This is a genomic window from Mumia quercus (assembly GCF_025506335.1).
In the GTDB taxonomy this organism is placed as follows: Bacteria; Actinomycetota; Actinomycetes; order Propionibacteriales; family Nocardioidaceae; genus Mumia; species Mumia quercus.
Window position 1 is genome coordinate 467762 of the sequence record NZ_JANZYO010000003.1, and the last position, 19511, is coordinate 487272.

The window sequence follows — 19511 nt, forward strand, 5'->3', positions numbered from 1 at the left end:
CAAGAGCGGTCCCCGACCGACTGCCATCGGCCGGGGACCGTGACCACCGAGTCCGGCGCGTGCGCCTCGCCCGACGGCTGCACCTCAAGGCTACGGCACGCGCACCGGACTCCTCACCGGAAGGAGACCGCCGTGCCACGCACGACGCGGTCGGGCCCGGCGATCACGGTCGCCGGCCTGACCAAGACCTACCGCACCCGCGACCGTGAGGTCCGGGCGCTCGACGGCATCGACCTGGAGGTCGAGGCCGGGACGGTGATGGGACTGCTCGGCCCCAACGGGGCCGGGAAGTCGACGACCGTCAAGATCCTCACGACCCTCGCGCGGGCCGACTCCGGTACGGCGACGGTCGCGGGCCACGACGTCGCACGCGAGGCCGCCGCGGTGAGACGCGCGATCGGCTACGTGTCCCAGAAGCCGGGCTTCGACCCGATCGGGACCGGGAAGGAGAACCTTGTCCTCGCCGGGCGGGTCTACGGGATGCCGGCGCGCGGGGCCCGTGCCCGCGCGGACGAGCTGCTCGAGCGGTTCGGGCTGACCGAGGCCGGGCGCCGCCTGGCCCGGACCTGGTCCGGCGGGATGCAGCGCAAGCTCGACGTCGCGATGAGCCTCATGCACCGGCCACAGGTGCTGTTCCTCGACGAGCCCACGACCGGGCTCGACCCGCAGGCGCGCGCCGACATGTGGGCGGAGATCGAGCGCCTGGCGGCAGACGGCCTCACGGTGCTGCTCACGACGCACTACCTGGAGGAGGCCGACCACCTCGCACAGCAGCTGGTGATCGTCGACCAGGGCCGCGTCGTCGTCTCGGGGACGCCGGACGGCCTCAAGCGCAGCCTGTCCGGCGACGCGATCAGTGTCTCTCTCGCCGAGCGGGACGACCTCCCGCGTGCCTACGGCGCCCTCGCCGGTCTCGACGGCGTCACCGAGCTCGCTCGTGACCTCGACACGCTGCGGGCTCGTGTCGACGACGGTGCTCTCGCTCTCCCTCGGGTGATGGGCACCCTCGACGCGGCCGGCGTCCGGCTGGCGGCGGTGACGGTGTCGCGCCCGTCGCTCGACGACGTCTACCTGCGGTACGCCGGGCGGACGTTCGCGGCGGAGGTGGCCGCATGACCACCGTGATCACCCACACGCGGCTGCTCACCGGTCGGTCGCTGCGCACCCTCGGGCGCCAGCCGGCCTATCTGGCGTTGACGCTGATCCAGCCGCTCGTGTGGCTCCTGCTGTTCGGGGAGCTGTTCCGCAACGTCGTGGAGCTGCCCGGGTTCGGCGGCAGCTCGTACCTCACCTATCTCACGCCCGGTGTCGTCGTGATGACCGCGATGTTCTCGGCCGGGTGGGCGGGGACGGGGTTCATCGTCGCGATGGACCGCGGCGTCATGGACCGTGACCTCAGCTCGCCGGTCAGCCGTACGGCCCTGATCGCGAGCTCGCTCGCCTCGCAGTCGGTGACGATCGCGGTGCAGGCCCTCATCGTCATGGTGGTCGGCGTCGTGGCCGGTGCCCGCTTCGACGGCGGCGTCGCCGGGTGGGTCGTGGTCGTCGTCGCGGCCGTGCTGCTCGGGGCGGTGTTCGCGGCGCTGTCGGACGCGGTGGCGCTGCTCGTCCGCCAGCAGGAGGCGCTGATCGGCATCTCGCAGTTCCTCACGCTTCCCCTGACGTTCTTGTCGTCGGTGATGCTCCCGTCCGCGCTGATGCCAGGATGGGTCGCGGAGGCGGCTCGGTTCAATCCCGTCGACTGGGCGGCTGTCGCCTCTCGGGAAGCACTGTCGGCGAGCCCGGACTGGAGCGTCGTCGCGGAGCGTCTCGGTCTGCTCCTCGCCCTCGGCCTCGTGCTGGCGTGGCTGGCGACACGGGCCTTCCGGGCGTACCAGCGTTCGGTGTGAGCGTCAGCTGAGCTGGTCGCGCCACCCTCGAAGGACCTGGTGCACGGCGTCGGCGCCGAGGAGGTCGTCGGGTGGTGGGGTGAGGTCGGCCGGTGCGAGCAGCACAGCGCGGTCCTGCCAGCCCCCGAGCCCGCCGTGGCTGCCCACGAGTTCTTCGAACGCGTGCACGGTCCCGGTGGCGGGGTCGCACGCGCTCACGACGTAGAGGTCCGGCGCTTCGGCCCGCTCCGAGGTCGGGAGGATCCGCTCGCGCGCCCCCTCGCCGTACGCGGCGAGGGGGTCGACGTCGCCGACGACCTTCCCGGTCCGCAGCGCGAGGATGCCGTCGTCGCCGATGGCGACGGGCCCCTCGTCCTGGGTCATCGCGATCACGCACCCGATCGCCGGGTCGTTGACCAGTCCGGGGACCAGGCGCGGCCACCGCTCGTCGATCTCCTTGAGCAGCAGGCGGCGGTCCGTACGGGCGTGCACCAGGCCGAGGTTGCCCGACGCGAGGACGATGAGGTCGCTCGCCGGCTCCTGCCCCCGTACGCTCTCGGGCGCCTCGCCGGCGCCCGCGCTCGCGCTGCCGGTACGGCGGTCGATCCGCTCAGCCGCCCGCCGCGCCGTCACCGACCCCGTCCCCGCCATCTCTTCGGCGAGGGCGCGCAGCCGTGCGTAGTCCTCGTTGCTCGCCTGGACGGCCTCCACCGAGCCCGAGGTGAGGTCGGCGACCAGGTCGGCGAGCGTGGCACCGTGCACCTGCAGGAACGTCGCGCCCTGCGACTGGCCGTGGTCGCTGACGACCGCGATGCGGTAGCGCCGTCGCGCGTGCGAGGCGACCGTCTCCAGCGTCGCGAGCACGCCGTCGAGCGCCTCGAGCGCGGCCAGCGACTCGCGGCGGAAGACGCCTGCGTGGTGCGCGACCTCGTCGTAGTCGACGTAGTCCACGTAGACGATCGGCGTCCCGCGGAGCATCTCCTGCGCGACCACCGCCGTCGACAGGTCGCGGACCACACCGTTCGACCCGGCGCGCAGGAACGCGAACGTCCAGTCGCGCTTCACCCGCGGCCGGACGTCGCGGCGGACCTGGCGCAGCGCCTGCACGCGTTCGCGCACCACCTCGCCGATCGTCCGGAAAAGGCTGCGGGCGAGCCCGTCGGGCCGCAGGACGAACCACGCCACCGCCTCGCGGGTGATCGTGGTGCCGCGGCCGCTGCGCAGGCGCGACATCACCATCGCCGTACGGTCGGCGCCACCGCTGAAGAGGTTGGAGACCGAGACGCCGCCGTCGGCGAGCAGCCCCGGCCCGGGCGCGCGCTGCTCGATCACTGCCGCGTCCGCAGGATGGTTGGCCGTCAGCACCCGACCGAGCTCTCGGTCGTACCACCGGAACGCCGGCACCCGTTCGGAGGTCCCGTGGAGGATCCCCAGCTGGCTCGCCGGGGTCGTGCACGGCGTGGTGGGTCGCCACTCGTGCAGGGTGTGGGTGCCTTCGCGCAACCAGCGCTCGAGCGTGGGCATGTTGCCGGCGGCGAGGGCCCAGGTCAGGACGGGGTAGGCGACACCGTCGAGCTGGACGACCAGCAGGCCGTCGGAGGCGGGGCCGTCGTCGCGCCGACCCGCCCGGTGGCCGCGGCGTGCGAGCGCCACGGCGAAGCCCTCGTCCGTCCCCGCGGTCGCCAGCCACGCGAGCAGCGACCCGACGAACGCCGCCAGCCACGCGGCCACCAGCGGCGCCCACCAGCTCTCGACCACGATCCCGGGCACCACCGCGAGCGCGACGGCGACGACCAAGCCTTGGCCGGCGACGGCGAGCGCGATCACCGCCACCCACCCGATCCGCGCCGCGACAGCGACCAGCAGCGGGTGCAGGACAAGTCCGACGAGCCCGATGACCGCCGCCGCCACGGCCGGTGCCCACCACGTGCGGAACGCGAGCTCGTCGAGGACCAGCCCGACGATCACGAGCGTGAGCGTCGCACCCAGCCACGCCAGGAGCAGCCTCCCCACGTCGCCGAGTCGCAAGCGGCGCCGGGGGGAGGTGGTCATCGCCGTCTCAGAGCCCCAGGGCGACGGCCAGGTCGGTGCGGATCGCGTCGAGCCTCGCGGCAGCCGCGATCCGCGCTGCGTCGACGCCGTCGTCGGTGGGGACCACGACCTCGAGGTAGCACTTGAGCTTGGGCTCGGTCCCCGACGGGCGTACGACGACGCGACCGCCCTCGGCGAGCACCAGCCGCAGGCCGTCGGTCGGGGGGAGCGTCGCGCTCCCGGTGGCGAGGTCGTCGACGCGCGCGACGGCGTACCCGCCGAGCACCGTCGGCGGCGTCGTGCGCAGGCGCGCCATCGCCGCGGCGATCAGCGACAGGTCCTCGACCCGTACGGAGAGCTGGTCGGTCGCGTGCAGACCGAACCGTGCGGCGATCTCGTCGAGACGGTCGCGCAGCGTCCGTCCCTCGGCGCGCAGCTCGGCCGCGAGCTCGAGCACCCGAACCGCTGCGGAGATGCCGTCCTTGTCGCGGGCGATGTCGGGAGCAGCCGCGTAGCCCAGCGCCTCCTCGTACCCGTAGGCCAGGCCGGGCACCCGTCCGATCCACTTGAAGCCCGTCAGCGTCTCCGCGTACGGCTGCCCGTACGCCTCCGCGAGCCGCCCGAGGAGCGAGGACGACACGATCGTCGTCGCGTACGTGCCGGTCGTGCCGCGCCGCAGCAGGAAGTCCGCCAGCAGGACGCCGACCTCGTCGCCGGAGAGCTGGTGCCAACCGGAGGCGGTGGGCACCGCGACCGCGCAGCGGTCGGCGTCGGGGTCGTTCGCGATCGCCAGGTCCGCGCCGACCCGGTCAGCGAGCGCGAGCAGCAGGTCCGTGGCGCCCGGCTCCTCGGGGTTGGGGAACGCGACCGTCGGGAAGTCGGGGTCGGGCTGCGCCTGCTCCTCGACCACGTGCAGCGCAGCGAAGCCCGCAGTACGGACGACGTCGGCCGTCGTCGCGAGGCCGACACCGTGCAGGGGCGTGTACGCGGCGACGAGGTCGCGTGGCCCCGGAGCGGGCAGCGCCGCGACGGCCGCGACGTAGGCGGCGCGGACCTCGTCGGAGAGCACCTCGTACGAGGTGTCGCGGGGGAGCGCGTCGACCGGTCCGACCGCGGCGATCGCGTCGGCGATGTCGACGTCGGCGGGCGGCACGATCTGGCTGCCGTCCCCGAGGTAGACCTTGTATCCGTTGTCCTGCGGAGGGTTGTGCGAAGCCGTCACCATCACGCCCGCCGACGCGCCGAGGTGCTGGATCGCGAAGGCGAGCACGGGCGTCGGCAACGGCTCGGGCAGCAGCAGCGCGCGGACGCCCGCGGCCTGCGCGATCTCGCAGGTGTCGCGCGCGAAGACCGCGGAGTTGTGCCGGGCGTCGTAGCCCACCACGAGGGTCGGGGACCCGCCCGCGTGCTCACGCAGGTAGGCCGACAGCCCTGCAGCCGCCTGCGCCACCACGACCCGGTTCATCCGGGTCGGTCCGGCGCCGAGCGGGCCACGCAGACCGGCGGTGCCGAAGACGAGGCGCCCTGCGAAGCGTGCGGCGAGCGCGGTCTCGTCTCCGGAGTCGAGCAGCGCCCGCAGCTCGTCACGCGTCTGCGGGTCGGGGTCCTGCGCGATCCACGCCTCGGCGAGGTTCTGGGTGCTCGGGGGCGTCGTCATGGCAGCGGCTTCTCCAACGGCATCACGGCGTACGGGCCACCGACCCGATCGCCCTCGGCCTCGTCCTCGTCACGGTGGGGGATCGTCGACGCGTACGTCTCGGCGTCGTCCTGCGGGTCGTAGCCGAGGCGGCGCCCGGGCTCCAGGTCCCACCACGCGCGCGTGTTCGCCGAGATGCCGTAGACCGCGCTGAAGCCGGGGGCGTCGGTCGTGAGCGCCGCCGCCACCAGCCGCACCGCGTCGTCCGGCGAGAGCCACGTCGAGAGCGCGCGACGGGTCGTCGGTTCCTCGAGGAACGAGCCGATCCGCATCGCGACCGCCGTGATCTCGAACCTGTCGGCGTAGAGGCTCATCAACGCCTCGGCGGTCACCTTGGCGACGCCGTAGAAGGTGTCGGGACGCGGCCGCACGTCGACGCCGACCTGCTCGCCGCGCGGCGTCATCCCGACGGCGTGGTTGCTGCTGGCGTACACGAGACGACCGACGCCGCTCCTGACCATCGCGTCGAGGAGGGCTGCGGTGGTGTGGGCGTGCGACGACAACGCCTCGGGCAACGACGACTCCGACGGCCGGCCCGCGAGGTGGACGACCGCGTCGACGCCCGCGACGGCCTGGTCGGCGAGGTCGACGACGTCGCCGACGAGCACGTCGGCGCCCAGCACGCCCGCGAGCTCGTCGTCGGGCTCGACCAGGTCGAGGCCGCGGACCTCGTGGCCGAGCGCGGTGAGCCCAGGGGCGACCGTACGGCCGATCGCCCCCGAGACCCCGGTGACGAGGACGCGCATCAGATCCGGCCCACGACCGAGGCGAGGAGGTGGCCCATCGTCTGCGCCGAGGCCGCACCTGCCGCGAGGACCTCCTCGTGGTTCAGCGGCTCGCCGGTGACTCCGGCGGCGAGGTTCGTCACGAGCGAGATGCCGAGGATCTCCAGGCCGGCGGCGCGGGCCGCGATCGCCTCGAGCACGGTCGACATGCCGACGAGGTCGCCGCCGATGGTGCGGATCATCCCGATCTCGGCGGGCGTCTCGTAGTGCGGGCCGGGGACCTGGACGTACACGCCCTGGGCCAGCGTCGGGTCGACGTCGAGGCAGAGCGCCCGCAGCCGGCCGGCGTAGAGGTCGGTCAGGTCCACGAACTGGGGGCCGTGCAGCGGGGAGGTCGCCGTCAGGTTGATGTGGTCGCTGATGAGGACCGGCGTTCCCGGGACCCACTCGCTGCGCAGGCCGCCGGAGGCATTGGTCAGGACGACGGCCCGGCACCCCGCGGCGGCCGCCGTGCGGACGCCGTGCGCGACGGCGTCGACACCGTGGCCCTCGTACAGGTGGGTGCGACCGAGGAACACGAGCACACGGGTGTCACCGACGCGGACGGAGCGGACGGTCCCTCCGTGCCCGGCGACCGCCGGCGCGACGAAGCCCGGGAGCTCGGTCGTCGGGAACTCGTGCTCGGGCTCGCCGAGGACGTCGGCGGCCGGCTTCCAGCCGGAGCCCATCACGAGGGCGACGTCGTGGTCGCCGCCGGTGCGCTCGCGCAGCACCTTCGCGGCGGCGGTGGCCATCTCCTCCGGCGAGCGGGGGCGGTCAAGGGGAATCATGTGTTCGGAACTCACCTCGGCACACTAACCCAGGCGATCCTCAGGCCCGGTAGATTGGCGGGGTGCCCAAGATCATCGGCGAGAACCTGGCCGCCCACCGCTTCGAGACGCGTCGCCGCGTGCTCGACGCGTTCGGCGAGCTGCTGACCGAGCGCGGGTACGACGCGGTGCGGCTCGCCGACGTCGCCACTCGCGCGGGGATCGGGCGGACGGCGATCTACAACCACTTCGCCGACAAGGAGGGGATCCTCCTCGCCTGTGCGATGGACGAGACCCAGCAGTACGCCGACGCCATCCGTGGCGCTCTCGACGAGGCCAAGGGCCCTGTCGAGAAGCTGCGCACGTACGTCCGGATGCACGTCGCGCTCTCGCGCGAGATGCACATGGGGCTCGGCCCGCAGCTCTACTCGGTGCTCTCGCGCGACGCGCTGCTCCACATGCGCGAGCACGTCCTCGTCGTCGAGGACCTGCTGCGCGGCGTCCTCGCCGACGGCATGGAGCAGGGGGCGTTCGTCGTGGACGACCTGCGCGCGACCACCGCGCTCGTCCTCGCCTGCCTGCAGGGCCGTCAGGTGACGCACGGGGAGGGGCCGGAGCGTGACTCCGCCGTCGCCGTCACCGAGCGCTTCGTCCTCCGTGCCGTCGGCGCGCGCGACATCTGACGTACGACCAGACAGAAGGACCCGACGTTCCACCCCGGATTCAGGGGCGGAACGTCGGGTCCTGATGTCGGGACGTACGTCCGCTACTTCGTGACCTTCAGCTTCACGGTCTTCTTCGAGGCCGTGTGCGTGCTGGTCGCGGCGAACGTCGCCGTCAGCTTGTAGGTGCCCTTCTTCTTCAGCTTGGGCAGCTTGACGACGACCTTGCCGTTCTTGACGGTCCCGCGGACGGTCTTCTTGAGGCCCTTGCCCTTGACCACGAGCGTGACCTTGCCGGTCGCCTTCGGGGTGCCCGAGACGGTGACCGTGGCCTTGCCGGCCTTCTTGCGCGTCGGCTTCTTGTTGACCTTCACCGCCGTCTTCGTGGCGACCTTGGCGATCGACAGCGTACGGACGGCGGAGGCGGACGACTTCACGACCGGCGTGCTGCTCGAGACGAAGCGTGCCGAGAGGCGGTGCGTGCCGACCGTCAGGTTCTTCGGGAGCGCGAACGACACCTTGCCGGTACCGACGGGACGGGTCGCGAGGACCCGGGTGCCGTCGAGCAGCTGGACCGAGCCCGTGAGCGCCTTCGTCGCCGAGACGGTCGCCGTGGCGGTGCCCGTGCGGCCGTACGTGAGCGTGGTCGGCGCGCTCAGCGTGGTGGTCGAGGCGACCACGGGGAAGAAGCTCAGCGGGGTGAACGTCTCGTACAGCGCCTGCGTCGCTCCGCCACCGGCGTAGGTGTAGATGCCCAGGTTCGCGAGCTTGCCCTCAGCGGCGTCGATGTCGGCCTTCGAGACCGTGAAGGAGGTGGTGAAGGTGCCGTCGGGCTTCAGCTCGATCGCTCCGCTGCGGGCCCCGCCGATCGTGGCCATGTCCTCGGCGAGGACCGCCCAGTTCTGCGTGATCGCCTTGCGCGCGCTCGAGGGCGCACCCTCGCTCGGCCTCCACGTGTCCGCGACGGTGCCGAGGATCACGTACGCGCCGGTCGGCTTGCCTGCCAGCGGCGGACGGGTCCCGGTCGCCAGCGACGGGTCGAAGCCGCTGCCCTTCACCGTGACGGTGTGCGTGCCCGTGTCGGGGATCGCCGTGCTGCTCACCGTGACCTTGGCAGGAGCCGGGAACGACACGCTCACCGGGAGCGGCTTCTTGTTGCGGTCGACCGCGCTGCCGGTCGAGTACCAGTACGGGGCCTGGCCGGTCGGCTCGACGAACGAGACGAACGACGACGGCCACGAGCCCCAGCCTGCGGTGGTGCGGTCCTGCGGGGTGCCCGTGCTCTCGTACTCCACGCCCTCGAACGCAGGTGTGGCGGTGATGCCCTGAGGGGTGACGTCGACGCCCGTGAAGGTCGCGAGCGTGACCTCCTTGCTCTCGAGGTCGGTCCACTCGGTCATGTCGTCCTGGCTGGTGCCGAAGCCGTCGAGGGTGGCCGTCAGGGTGCCGACACCGCCGTTGACTGTCAGCGTCGGGTCCGAGACGTAGAAGAACGTCATGCCCGAGTAGCCGAGGACGGTGAAGTCGCCGTCCCAGCTGAGGGTGGCGTCGTCCGTCGCAGCGTCGGCGGTGCCGGTGCCACGCTTGATGGTGACGCGGTGCTCGCTGAAGACGTCGCTGGTCGGCGGCGAGATCGACGCTCCCGTCGGGCTCGTCTTGAGGCCCGCCCAGGTGGCGGTCGCGTAGCCGCCGCTCGCGGTCTTCTTCTGGATCTCGACGTTGCCGTCCGTGGCGCTCCAGTTCGCGGCGACGCCGTTGCTCCACGTGGTCGCCGACGTGAGGGTGTTGCCGCCGGCACCGGGGTCCGCGATCTTCCCGGCCGAGAGGAAGTTGGCGGTGCCCGGCGCGTAGCCCGAGTTGTTGGCCTCGTTGCTCAGGCCCCAGGCGAACACCGCTCCGGTGACAGGTGTCGGTGCTGCCTGTGCCGGGCCGGCCGCAAGGACCAGGGAACCGGCCGCGAGGGCCGTCGCGGCGGTGCCGGCGACGAGGCGCCTGAACCGTCGGGGGAGGGGGGTGGACATGGTGGTGCTTCCCTTCGGTGTTCTTCCGAGACTGAAGCGCTCGGAGTGGGGGCGGGGGAGTGTCATGAGGGTCGGCGTGTCAGGACGCGCGAGCCGACGGTGACGAGCAGGGCGGCGAGCAGGAGCCCCCCGCCGGCCCACCACGGCCAGGTCGCCGACGACGCGCCAAGGGGCTGGGCCACGGGCCGGATGCCCTCGGTGGTGCCGACCGGGACGGTGGCACCGAGGGTCGTACGAGCGCCGGTGGCCGTCGGCGGGAGCACCGCGCTCGACGGCGCGAGCAGCGGTCCTCCGCTCATGGGCAGCGAGCCGGTCGAGCCGGTGGACGGCGAGCCGGGACCTCCACCGGCCTCCCCGTCGCCCTTCGGTGCCTTGACCGGCTTGTCCGCGTCGTAGCTGAAGGCGATCGGCAGCGCCGCCTTGAACCGGTCGGTGGACGCGCCGCTGGTGTACCAGTACGCGGCGGTGCCGACCCGCTCCTGGAACCGGACGAACGAGGTGGGGAACGCTCCCCAGCCGCTGTCCGTACGGTTCTGCGCGGCGGCCGCGGCAGGAGCGTCGTACCGGACCCCGGCGAAGCGAGGTGTGACCGTGAACCCGCGGGCGCCGGACAGGCTCGTCACGGACGCGTCGGCGAGGCGGGCCCGCGTCGGCGGCAGCGCCTGCCAGAGCGAGGTGTCGTCGCGGTCGGAGGCGTACCCGCCGAGCGTCCCGTCGAGGCGGGCGACGCCGTTGCGCACGGTGAGGACGGGATCGCTCACCGTGAAGTACGACAGGCCGCTGTAGAGCACCACGCTGAAGGTGCCCTTCCACCGGATCGTCGCCTTCTTCTTCTTCGGGTCCACGGTGCCGCTGCCGCCGTCGATGACGACCGAGTGGCCGCTGAGCAGCCCGTTGGTGGGGGAGCCGAGCGGCTGCCCGCCGGGCGTCGTACGCAGGCCGTCCCAGGTCGCCAGGCGGGATCCGCCGTTCGTGGTCTGCTTCTCGATCCGGACGTTGCCGGCGCGCGCCTTCCACTCGCCCTCGGCGAACGAGTGACCGCCACGACCGGGGTTCGGCACGGTGCCTGCGGAGAAGAAGTTGAACGTCCCCGGCGCGAAGGCCGAGTTGCTCATTTCGCTGTTCAGGCCCCAGCGCAGCTGCGCGTCGGAGACCCGGAAGGCCTTCGTGGCCTTGTCGCCCGACGTCGGCGCTGTCGGGGACGGCGAACCGTTCGGGGTCGGCGTGCTCGGACGCGGTGTCTGCGGCTCGGGCTCGGTCGGGACGCCGGGGTCCGCGGGATCGGTGTCGAGGACGTCGCCGAGCTCCCACGCGAAGTGGACCGGGAGGGGGCGCTTGTTGGCGTCGACGGCGCCGCCGGAGGAGTACCAGTATGAGCCGGCTCCGGCCGCCGTGACCCACTCGACGAACGAGGTCGGCCACGAGCCCCAGCCGGGCTTCGTGGCGTTCTGGTCGGCCGCGCCGTTGCGGACACCCTCGTACGCCGGCGTCACCGTCGCGCCGTCCGCGCCGAGGTCGACCTTCGGCAGCGTCGCCAGGGTGACCTTCTTCGCCGCCATCGGCTTCCACACTGAGTGGTCCTCGAGGCTCGAGCCGAAACCGCTGAGGGTCGCCGACAGCACACCGCTGCCGTCTCGCCCGACGGTGAGGGTGGGATCCGCGACGTGGAAGTACGACATGCCCGAGTAGAAGACGACGGTGAAGGAGCCCCGCCACGAGAGCGAGGCGCGCCCCGTGTCCGGGTCCACCCACCCCGTGCCGTCGGACAGCACGATCCGGTGGTCGGTGAAGGTGCCGCTGGTCGGCGAGGGGATGGGGCCGCCGCTCGCGGAGGTCGTGAGCCCGCTCCAGGTCGCCGGAGCGTACGAGCCCGAGGCGTCCTTCTTCTCCAGCGTCACGTTGCCGGACGAGGCGCTCCATCCAGCCGGCTTGCCGTTCCCCCAGGACTCGGCGGACGTCAGTGTCTGTCCGCCCTCGCCGGGGTTGGCGATCCGTCCGGCGGACAGGAAGTTGAAGGAGCCGGGGGCGTACGCCCGGTTGTTGACCTCGTTCGACAGTCCCCAGCGCAAGGTCGCGCCGGAGACCGCGCGGGCGGTGGTTTCGTCCTCCGCCGAGGCGGGTGCGAAAGGCACGATCACGGCGACGAGCGCGGCAGCGGCGAGAACGGCGAGGCGGCGCATCATCGCGGGGCCCTTCCTGAGTGGCGGGCGCGACGTACCCGCGCGGCCGCGGTGAGCACGGCTGCGAGCAGCAGCAGCGCAGCGAACCCGAGGAACACCCACGCGGTCGGAGGCGGTGCCTCGTCGGAGGACTCGGCCGCCGTCGCGTCGACGACCGGCGTCGCCGCGGCGATCGGGAAGGCGACCTCCGGTGCGGCGCCGCTCGCGGCGCCGGTCAGGCGCAGGACGTGCGTGCCGGGCTCGATGGTCGCCGGCAGCTGGAGGACGCCGGCGACCTCGCCGGACTGGCCCGCGGCGAGCGGACCCACGGCGGCGACACCGTCGTCGAGGGTCGCGACCACCTGCTCGCCGGGCTGGAAGCGCGCTCCGGTGAACGTCAGGACTCGGCCGACCACCGCCGTCGCGCGGTCCACGGCGACCGTGGCCTTCCCCTTGACCGCGGGGGCGGTCGGCGTCGCTGCGGCGGCCTTGGGTGCGGCCTCGGCCTGGCTCTTCGTGCTGCCGGCCGACGATGCGGTGAAGCGCACCGGGGTGAACGTCTCGTTCGGCGGGCTCTTGATGCCGTGGGCGCCGATCGTGATGACCCCGCACGTGGCCTTGGTGCAGTCCACCTCGACGGACCGGCCCGAGCGGTCCATCGCGGAGAAGCGGGCGCCGGGCACGCTGAGCGTCGTCGTGAAGGCGCCGGACTCGCTCATCGTGCCGTTCGCCGACGACTCCGTCTGGGCGCCGGGGAAGGCGAGGAACCGCTGGTGGCCCTCGTTGTCCGCCGACTCCGCGTCGGGCACGTAGCGGTAGTCGTCACCGGTCCTGCCGCCCTGCGACGGCTTCCAGGACCCGCCGTCGGGGTCCGAGACCCAGCCGAACGCGACGTAGATCCCGCCGGCGCCACCCTTGACCGCCTGGAACCCGCGCCCCTTGACCGTCAACGTGGTCGGCCGGTCGATCGCCACCGTCGCCTTGCCGTCGCCGTTGGTGACGGTGACGCGGGCGGCGGCGGTCGCGGGCGACGGCGCACCGAGCACCAGCGTCGCACCGAGGACGGCGAGCGCGGCGGTGCTGGCGGCACCACGCCGGAGCAGGGGGTTCATCGGACGACCTCCTCGACGGGAGTGCGCAGCGGGGAGACGATCAGGTCGCCCGTGCGCGGGTGGGTGAAGACGTCCACCGGGTGGCCGTACACGTCGGTCAGCAGCTCCGGGCGCAGGACCTCGGCCGGCGTGCCGTCGGCGCGGACCTGGCCGCCCGCGAGGACGCAGATGCGGTTGGCGTACGCGGCCGCGAGCGACAGGTCGTGGAGGACGGCGACGACGGCGTGGCCCTCGCGGGCGAGCCTGCGCGCCTCGGTGAGAAGTGCCTCCTGGTGGGCGATGTCCAGCGCGGCCGTCGGCTCGTCGAGGAGGACGATCGGCGCCTCCTGGGCCATGACGCGGGCGAACGACGTACGCCCCTTCTCGCCACCCGACAGCGTCGGGAACTTGCGCTCCGCCAGCCGCGTGACGTCCGTACGCCGCATCGCGTCGGCGATCACGGCCTCGTCCGAGTCGGACTCGTCGCGACCGTGCCACGGGGCGCGGCCCATCGCGACTACCTCGGCGACGGTGAAGGGGAACGACAGCCGGTGCTCTTGGAGGAGCACGGAGCGCCGCCGCGACAGCTCACCCGCACGGCGGGTGGCGATCGGCTCGCCGTCGATGAGGGCCTTGCCGGACGTCAGCGCGACGTCACCGGCGAGCACGCCCAGGAGGGTGGACTTGCCGGCGCCGTTCGGGCCGACCAGCACGAGGAGCTCGGCCGGACGTACGTCGAGGTCGACCTCGCGCAGGATCGTCGCCGACCCGTACGAGACCGTGCCGCCGAGGACCTGCAGGGTGGCTCGCGCGGTCATGCCCAGCCACCTGCCGTCCGGCGGGTACGACGCAGCAGCCAGAAGAACATCGGGCCTCCGATCAGCGAGGTCAGCATGCCGATCGGCATCTCGGCGTACGGGACCGCCGTACGCGCGACGAGGTCGGCGGCGAGCAGCAGCACGGCGCCGCCGAGGACGCTGGCGGGGAGGAGGAGCTTGTGCCCCGGGCCCACGACCATGCGCATGAGGTGCGGGACGACCAGGCCGACGAAGGCGATGATCCCGCAGAAGGCGACCGCGGCTGCGGTGAGCAGGGCCACCAGGGTGATCGCCCCGATCCGCAGCCGCTCGACGTCGACGCCGAGGTGGCGGGCCGCGCGGTCGCCGAGGGAGAGAAGGTCGAGCTTGCGGCTGAGGAGGAACGCGCCGGTGATGCCGACGACGGCGAGCGGGGCGACGACGCCCACGTAGTCCCACCGCGTGCCGTTGAGGCTGCCGAGCTGCCAGAACACGATCTCCTCGCGCGCCTGCGTGTCGGCGAGGAACATCATCAGCGCGAGCAGCGCGCCCGTGACGGCGTTGACGGCGATGCCCGTGAGGACCAGGGTGACGACCTCCGTACGACCGTCGGAGCGCGCGAGCAGGTACACCGCCACGGTCGTGACGAGGCCACCGACGAAGGCGAGGGCGGGCACCGTCCACGTACCGAGGGCGGTGAAGCCGAAGACCATCGCGACGGCGGCCGCGACCGCGGCGCCCGACGAGACGCCGATGACGCCCGGCTCGGCGAGCGGGTTGCCGAAGACGCCCTGCATGAGCGCGCCGGCGGCCGACAGGGTCGCGCCGACGAGGATCGCCATCGCGACGCGCGGGAACCGGATGCTCCACAGCGCGGCGTCGCCCTGCGGGTGGGTGGGCATCGGGCCCGCGTCGATCCCGAGGCGGTGGAGGAACGACCCGAGCACCTCGGACGGGGGGATCGCGAGCTGGCCCGTGCCCGCGGAGACGACGGCGAGCACGACGAGTGCGACGGAGAGTCCGGCGAAGAGGACGACCGTCGCGCTGAGGCGGAACCGCGCCGAGACCGTGGGGTCGACCACCGTCATCGCAACGACTCCGGGGCGTACATCGCGACGGCGAGCGCGTTGATCACGTCGGCGCTGCGCGGCCCGAAGCTGAGGATCTGGCTGTCGGGCATCGTGATGAAGCGGCGGTTCTTGCCGGCGGGGGTGTTGGCCAGCGACGGGTAGCGCTCGAGGAGGCCGTCGACGCCACCGGCCGACTCCAGGCCTTTGGTCATCATGATGATCGTGTCCGGCTGCGCGGCGACCAGGCCCTCGTCGTTGAGGGGCTTCATGCCCTTCCAGCCGATCTCGGCGGAGACGTCGTACGCGCCGGTCGCCTCGATCAGGGAGTCGGCGCCGGAGTCCTCGCCGAACATGTAGTAGACGCCGCTCTGGCCGCGTACGTACAGGAAGACCGTCCGGAGCTTGTCCTGCACGGTGCCGGGCGCCTTCTCGGCGACGACGGCGCGGGCGGCGGCGACCTCGTCGGCCGTGCGCTGCGCCAGCGCGTCGCCTGCGTCGGGGACGCCGAGGGCGGTCGCCACCTGCTCGACGATCGTGTCGATGTTGTCGAGGTCGCGCCTGCTGTCGACGACCACCACAGGGATGCCCGCGTCGCGGACCTGCTCGATCACGTCCCACGGGCCGAGCGAGGTGTCGGTGAGGATGAGGTCGGGGGAGAGGTCGAGGATCGCCTCGCCGTTGAGCTCGTGGCCGTTGTCGGTGACGAGCGGGAGGTCCTTCGCCTGGGTGAACTGCGTCGAGATGTCGCGACCGACGAGCGTGTCGCCGAGGCCGAGCTCGTACACGACCTGGGTCAGCGTCCCGTACTGGTCCAGCGCGAGGATGCGGTCGGCCGTCTTGACGGTGACCCGCGTGCCCTGGCTGTCCTTCACCGTGACGGGGAGCTTCTGCTCGGGGTCGGTGGTCACCGGCTCCGGCTCGTCGGCGCCGAGGTCGACGTTGATCTCGCCGGAGAGCTCTTTCGGCTTCGAGGAGACCTCGACGTCGGCGAGGGACGGGATCTCGGTGAAGGCCGTGGGCACGTCCCCGCTCGCCTCGCCTCCTCCGGTGCCGCAACCGGACAGGAGCGCGCCGGCGCACAGCAGCGCGACGGAGGGGAGAAGACGGCGACGCACGGGGGCACTCCGATCTGACCTGGAGGCTGCCTCTGACTGAGGCTTACCTAACCTCGATGGAACCTAGCATAGGTAAGCCTTGCCTCGCCCGGAACTCCGGGGTTAAAGTGACGCATCGTCAGGTTCGTGCTGACGCGATGTCCGATTGATTCTGACGGTGTGTCATATTGTGGGGGACCGCTGACTGCCGTATCCCGAAACGCCGCTGGAGGCCCTCCCATGACCGTGACCGCCGCCCCGGAGACCGTCACGCAGGACGCGCTCTCGACCCTCATGCGCGACGGTTCGCGCGCCGAGCACACCTCCGCCGAGAGCTCGACGTTCATGACCGAGCTGCTCGAGGGCCGCTCCTCGGTCGAGACGTACACGGTGTTCCTGCGCCAGCTCGCCGCGGTCTACGACGCGCTGGAGTCGGTGGGCCGCGAGCTCGCCTCCGACCCCGTCGCGTCCGCCGTCGTCGACGAGGCCGTGATGCGCGGCGAGGCCATCGACACCGACATGCGCTTCCTCGCCGGAGAGGAGTGGCGCGACCTGCCCGTCGGCCCCGCGGCGGTCGCGTACGTCGCGCGCATCCACGAGACGCGTGACGACGCCGAGCGCTACCTGGCCCACCACTACACGCGCTACCTCGGCGACCTGTCGGGCGGTCAGGCGATCGGACGCATCCTTGCGCGCGAGTACGGCCTGACCGAGGGCGGTACCGCGTTCTACGAGTTCCCGGCGGTGCCCAAGCCCAAGCTCTACAAGGATGCCTACCGCGCCGGGCTCGACGCGCTGCCGCTCGACGCCGACGCCAAGCAGCGGGTCGTCGCCGAGGTCAAGGTCGCGTTCGCGCTCAACGAGGCGCTGTTCGCGGAGATGTCTGCCTGACCCTGCGCCGGACCCGGGCCCCCGCTGTGGCGTACGCGACAGCGGGGGTCGTCCGTACCCAGCCGTGACGTGCCCGGCGACGCGGGTGCGAGACAATGACCACGTGAATCGTGTGGTGATCGTCGGTGGTGGACCTGGTGGGTACGAGGCTGCGCTGGTCGCGGCACAGCTCGGGGCGGAGGTCACCGTCGTCGAGCGCGACGGCCTCGGCGGCTCGACCGTGCTCACCGACTGCGTCCCCAGCAAGACGCTCATCGCCACGTCCGACCTCATGACCGACGTCTCGGGCTCCACCGAGCTCGGGATCCGCGCGACCTCCCCGTCGCACGTGGACCTGCGGCAGGTGAACCAGCGCGTGAAGCGCCTCGCGCTCGCCCAGTCCGACGACATCCGGCGACGCGTCGAGCGGGAGAACATCCAGGTCATCTCCGGCACCGCCCACCTCGACGGGCCCGAGACGGTCGTCGTCGAGCGCGCCGACGGGGGCACCGAGGAGATGCACTCGCAGATCGTCCTGCTCGCGACCGGGGCGCACCCTCGCGTGGTGGACTCTGCCGTCCCGGACGGTGAGCGGATCCTCACGTGGGAGCAGGTCTACGAGCTCGAGGAGCTGCCGGAGCACCTCGTCGTCGTCGGCTCCGGCGTGACGGGCGCGGAGTTCGCGGGCGCGTACAAGGCGCTCGGGTGCGAGGTCACGCTGGTCTCCAGCCGCGACCGAGTCCTTCCTGGCGAGGACCCGGACGCCGCCGTCGTCCTCGAGGAGGTCTTCACCCGACGCGGCATGAACGTCCTGTCGCGCTCGCGCATGGAGTCGGTCGAGCGCAAGGGCGACCGGGTCCTGGTGCGCCTCACCGACGGGCGGGAGGTCGAGGGGTCGCACTGCCTGCTCGCGCTGGGGTCCATCCCGAACAGCGCCAACCTCGGCCTGGAGTCGGCCGGCGTGAACGTCGACGAAGGCGGATTCATCCAGGTCGACCGGGTCTCGCGAACGTCGGCACGCGGCGTGTACGCCGCCGGTGACTGCACGGGCGTGCTGATGCTCGCGTCGGTCGCGGCGATGCAGGGCCGGATCGCGATGGCCCACGCACTCGGCGACGCCGTGCACCCGCTGCGTCTGCGGACGGTCGTGAGCAACGTCTTCACGGCGCCGGAGATCGCGACCGTCGGCGTGACCCAGAAGGAGGTCGACGCCGGCGAGGTCGACGCAGAGTCGGTGACGCTGCGGCTGTCCGGCAACCCGCGGGCCAAGATGCAGGGCGTACGCGACGGGTTCGTCAAGCTCTTCTGCCGTCCGGGAGGCGGAGCCGTGATCGGTGGCGTCGTCGTCGCGCCGCGGGCCTCCGAGCTCATCCACTCGGTCTCGCTCGCCGTCTCGACGGGACTGACGACCGACCAGGTCGCCAACGCGTTTACGGTCTACCCGTCGGTGAGCGGCTCCGTCGCGGAGGCCGCGCGCCGCCTCCACCAGCCCCGCTGACCATCCCGTCCCCGATTTGGGCACTTCCCCACCCGTTTCGGGCCGAGATCGGTGGCGAACTGCCCAGATCGGGGACGGGGCGTTCACGCGAACCAGCGGGTCCACATGGCGTTGACGTGCGGGCGCGGGCCGTCGTACCCGTTGTCCCGCAGGGCCTGGTAGACCCGCCAGACGATCGCCCTCTTGTTCGGCAGGTCGTCCTCGAGCACCACGATGACCGTCCACCCGAGGCGCTCGAGCGCTTCGCGCCTCGTACGGTCGCGGGCGCGCTGCTTCTTCGACCGCTCGTGCCACGCCCCGTCGTACTCGACGATCACGCGGTGCTTCCAGTAGACGAGGTCGCACCGCGCCACGAAGCGGCCGTCGGCGTCGAGGATCTCGCGGTTCGTGTCGGGTTCGGGCAGCCGGGCGAAGACCAGCGCGAGGCGTACGAGGGTCTCCATCGGTGACTCGGCCCGCTCCCGGACGTACGCGAAGGCGCGTCGGGCTCGGACGACGCCGTCGATGTGGCACTGGTCGAGGTAGGCGCCCAGCTGGTCGAGCGAGGTGTGGCCGTGGTGCACGAGGTGGTCGGCGGCCTGGACGAGCTCGACGAGGGTGAGGCGCAGCGCCGCGCAGTCGACGTACGTCCGGTCAGGCCCTGTGCAGGGGATGCGCTCGCGCACGTACGTCCGCAAGCGACCACGCCGTCGGTGGAGACGGATCTGGCTGCGCCGGACACGGGAGTCCGTGTTGGTCGAGAAGTGGAGCGGGAGCACCGAGCGCAGCTCGAGGCCCCACAGCTGGAGGGCGGTGAGGTGGCTCGCGAGGGTGTCGGCGGGGAGCAGCAGGAGGGCAGCGCGAATCCAGACCGTGAGCGTGCACTCGGTGCCGGCGACGACGTAGACGCCACGGAAAAGGCGGATGAACCGGCGTCCCTCGAGCTGTCGCGCGGAAACACCCGCCGAGGCGGCGTGAGCGGGGGTGAACGGTCCGTCGGGGAGGTTCTTCACGCACGCAGCGTGTGTCCGCCGCAGCGCTGGTCGGCGCCCTCGTCCACAGCCCCTCCCCGATTCGGGCGCTTCTCCACCGAATCCGCGGACAGAACGGTGGGGAAGTGCCCAAACCGGGGACGGGAAGG

General features: G+C 72.3%; 16 protein-coding genes. 5 read left to right on the top strand and 11 right to left on the bottom strand.

Annotated elements, in window-relative coordinates; translation table 11 throughout:
* The first annotated feature begins 132 nt into the window (after positions 1–132).
* Together NYZ95_RS08770 and NYZ95_RS08775 are read left to right on the top strand one after the other, a co-directional pair.
* On the top strand, positions 133–1116 hold the full coding sequence (locus NYZ95_RS08770) for an ATP-binding cassette domain-containing protein (RefSeq protein WP_262850719.1): 984 nt from the start codon (positions 133–135) through the stop codon (positions 1114–1116).
* On the top strand, positions 1113–1889 hold the full coding sequence (locus tag NYZ95_RS08775; RefSeq protein WP_262850721.1) for an ABC transporter permease: 777 nt from the start codon (positions 1113–1115) through the stop codon (positions 1887–1889). The genes NYZ95_RS08770 and NYZ95_RS08775 overlap by 4 nt, the downstream gene beginning before the upstream one ends.
* A gap of 3 nt (positions 1890–1892) precedes the next feature.
* On the opposite strand, the gene NYZ95_RS08780 is transcribed toward NYZ95_RS08775, so the two are convergent.
* Genes NYZ95_RS08780 through NYZ95_RS08795 form a run of 4 tightly spaced genes read right to left on the bottom strand, consistent with a single transcriptional unit; the run spans position 1893 to position 7150 of the window.
* Positions 1893–3920 (bottom strand): alkaline phosphatase family protein, encoded by a 2028-nt coding sequence (locus NYZ95_RS08780; protein WP_262850723.1) that lies wholly within the window; start codon positions 3918–3920, stop codon positions 1893–1895.
* A gap of 7 nt (positions 3921–3927) precedes the next feature.
* Positions 3928–5556 carry a phospho-sugar mutase gene (locus NYZ95_RS08785; protein WP_262850725.1) on the bottom strand — a complete coding sequence of 543 codons (1629 nt, stop codon included), beginning with the start codon at positions 5554–5556 and terminating at the stop codon, positions 3928–3930.
* A complete protein-coding gene (locus NYZ95_RS08790) occupies positions 5553–6341 on the bottom strand; it encodes an NAD-dependent epimerase/dehydratase family protein (RefSeq protein WP_262850727.1) in 789 nt (262 codons plus the stop codon). Before NYZ95_RS08790 ends, NYZ95_RS08785 begins: the two co-directional genes overlap by 4 nt.
* Positions 6341–7150, bottom strand: a complete 810-nt coding sequence (locus NYZ95_RS08795; protein ID WP_262850729.1) for a purine-nucleoside phosphorylase — start codon at positions 7148–7150, stop codon at positions 6341–6343. The genes NYZ95_RS08790 and NYZ95_RS08795 overlap by 1 nt, the downstream gene beginning before the upstream one ends.
* Positions 7151–7212: 62 nt before the next feature.
* Between NYZ95_RS08795 and NYZ95_RS08800 the strand changes: the two genes are divergently transcribed.
* A complete protein-coding gene (locus NYZ95_RS08800) occupies positions 7213–7812 on the top strand; it encodes a TetR/AcrR family transcriptional regulator (protein WP_262850731.1) in 600 nt (199 codons plus the stop codon).
* Between the two features lie 83 nt (positions 7813–7895).
* On the opposite strand, the gene NYZ95_RS08805 is transcribed toward NYZ95_RS08800, so the two are convergent.
* The 6 genes from NYZ95_RS08805 to NYZ95_RS08830 all read right to left on the bottom strand — a co-directional run bounded on the left by NYZ95_RS08805 (position 7896) and on the right by NYZ95_RS08830 (position 16044).
* Complete coding sequence (locus NYZ95_RS08805) at positions 7896–9812, bottom strand: Ig-like domain-containing protein (protein WP_262850733.1); 1917 nt, start codon at positions 9810–9812, stop codon at positions 7896–7898.
* A 62-nt stretch (positions 9813–9874) separates the two neighbouring features.
* Entirely contained in the window at positions 9875–11995 is a 2121-nt protein-coding gene (locus NYZ95_RS08810; RefSeq protein WP_262850735.1) for a hypothetical protein, read from the bottom strand.
* Positions 11992–13083: a hypothetical protein gene (locus NYZ95_RS08815; protein ID WP_262850737.1), complete on the bottom strand. Its 1092-nt coding sequence runs from the start codon at positions 13081–13083 to the stop codon at positions 11992–11994. The genes NYZ95_RS08810 and NYZ95_RS08815 overlap by 4 nt, the downstream gene beginning before the upstream one ends.
* Positions 13080–13880, bottom strand: coding sequence for a heme ABC transporter ATP-binding protein (locus NYZ95_RS08820; protein ID WP_262850739.1), 801 nt, complete (start codon positions 13878–13880; stop codon positions 13080–13082). The genes NYZ95_RS08815 and NYZ95_RS08820 overlap by 4 nt, the downstream gene beginning before the upstream one ends.
* Positions 13877–14947, bottom strand: coding sequence for a FecCD family ABC transporter permease (locus NYZ95_RS08825; protein WP_262850741.1), 1071 nt, complete (start codon positions 14945–14947; stop codon positions 13877–13879). The genes NYZ95_RS08820 and NYZ95_RS08825 overlap by 4 nt, the downstream gene beginning before the upstream one ends.
* Complete coding sequence (locus tag NYZ95_RS08830; protein ID WP_262850743.1) at positions 14944–16044, bottom strand: heme/hemin ABC transporter substrate-binding protein; 1101 nt, start codon at positions 16042–16044, stop codon at positions 14944–14946. The genes NYZ95_RS08825 and NYZ95_RS08830 overlap by 4 nt, the downstream gene beginning before the upstream one ends.
* Before the next feature lie 219 nt (positions 16045–16263).
* On the opposite strand from NYZ95_RS08830, the gene NYZ95_RS08835 reads away from it, so the two are divergent.
* Complete coding sequence (locus NYZ95_RS08835; RefSeq protein ID WP_262850745.1) at positions 16264–16914, top strand: biliverdin-producing heme oxygenase; 651 nt, start codon at positions 16264–16266, stop codon at positions 16912–16914.
* 103 nt (positions 16915–17017) lie between these two features.
* Positions 17018–18391, top strand: a complete 1374-nt coding sequence (locus tag NYZ95_RS08840) for an NAD(P)H-quinone dehydrogenase (RefSeq protein ID WP_262850747.1) — start codon at positions 17018–17020, stop codon at positions 18389–18391.
* 83 nt (positions 18392–18474) lie between these two features.
* Here NYZ95_RS08840 and NYZ95_RS20390 read toward each other — a convergent pair whose 3' ends face one another.
* Positions 18475–19383, bottom strand: coding sequence for a DUF559 domain-containing protein (locus NYZ95_RS20390; RefSeq protein ID WP_262850749.1), 909 nt, complete (start codon positions 19381–19383; stop codon positions 18475–18477).
* Positions 19384–19511: the final 128 nt, after the last annotated feature.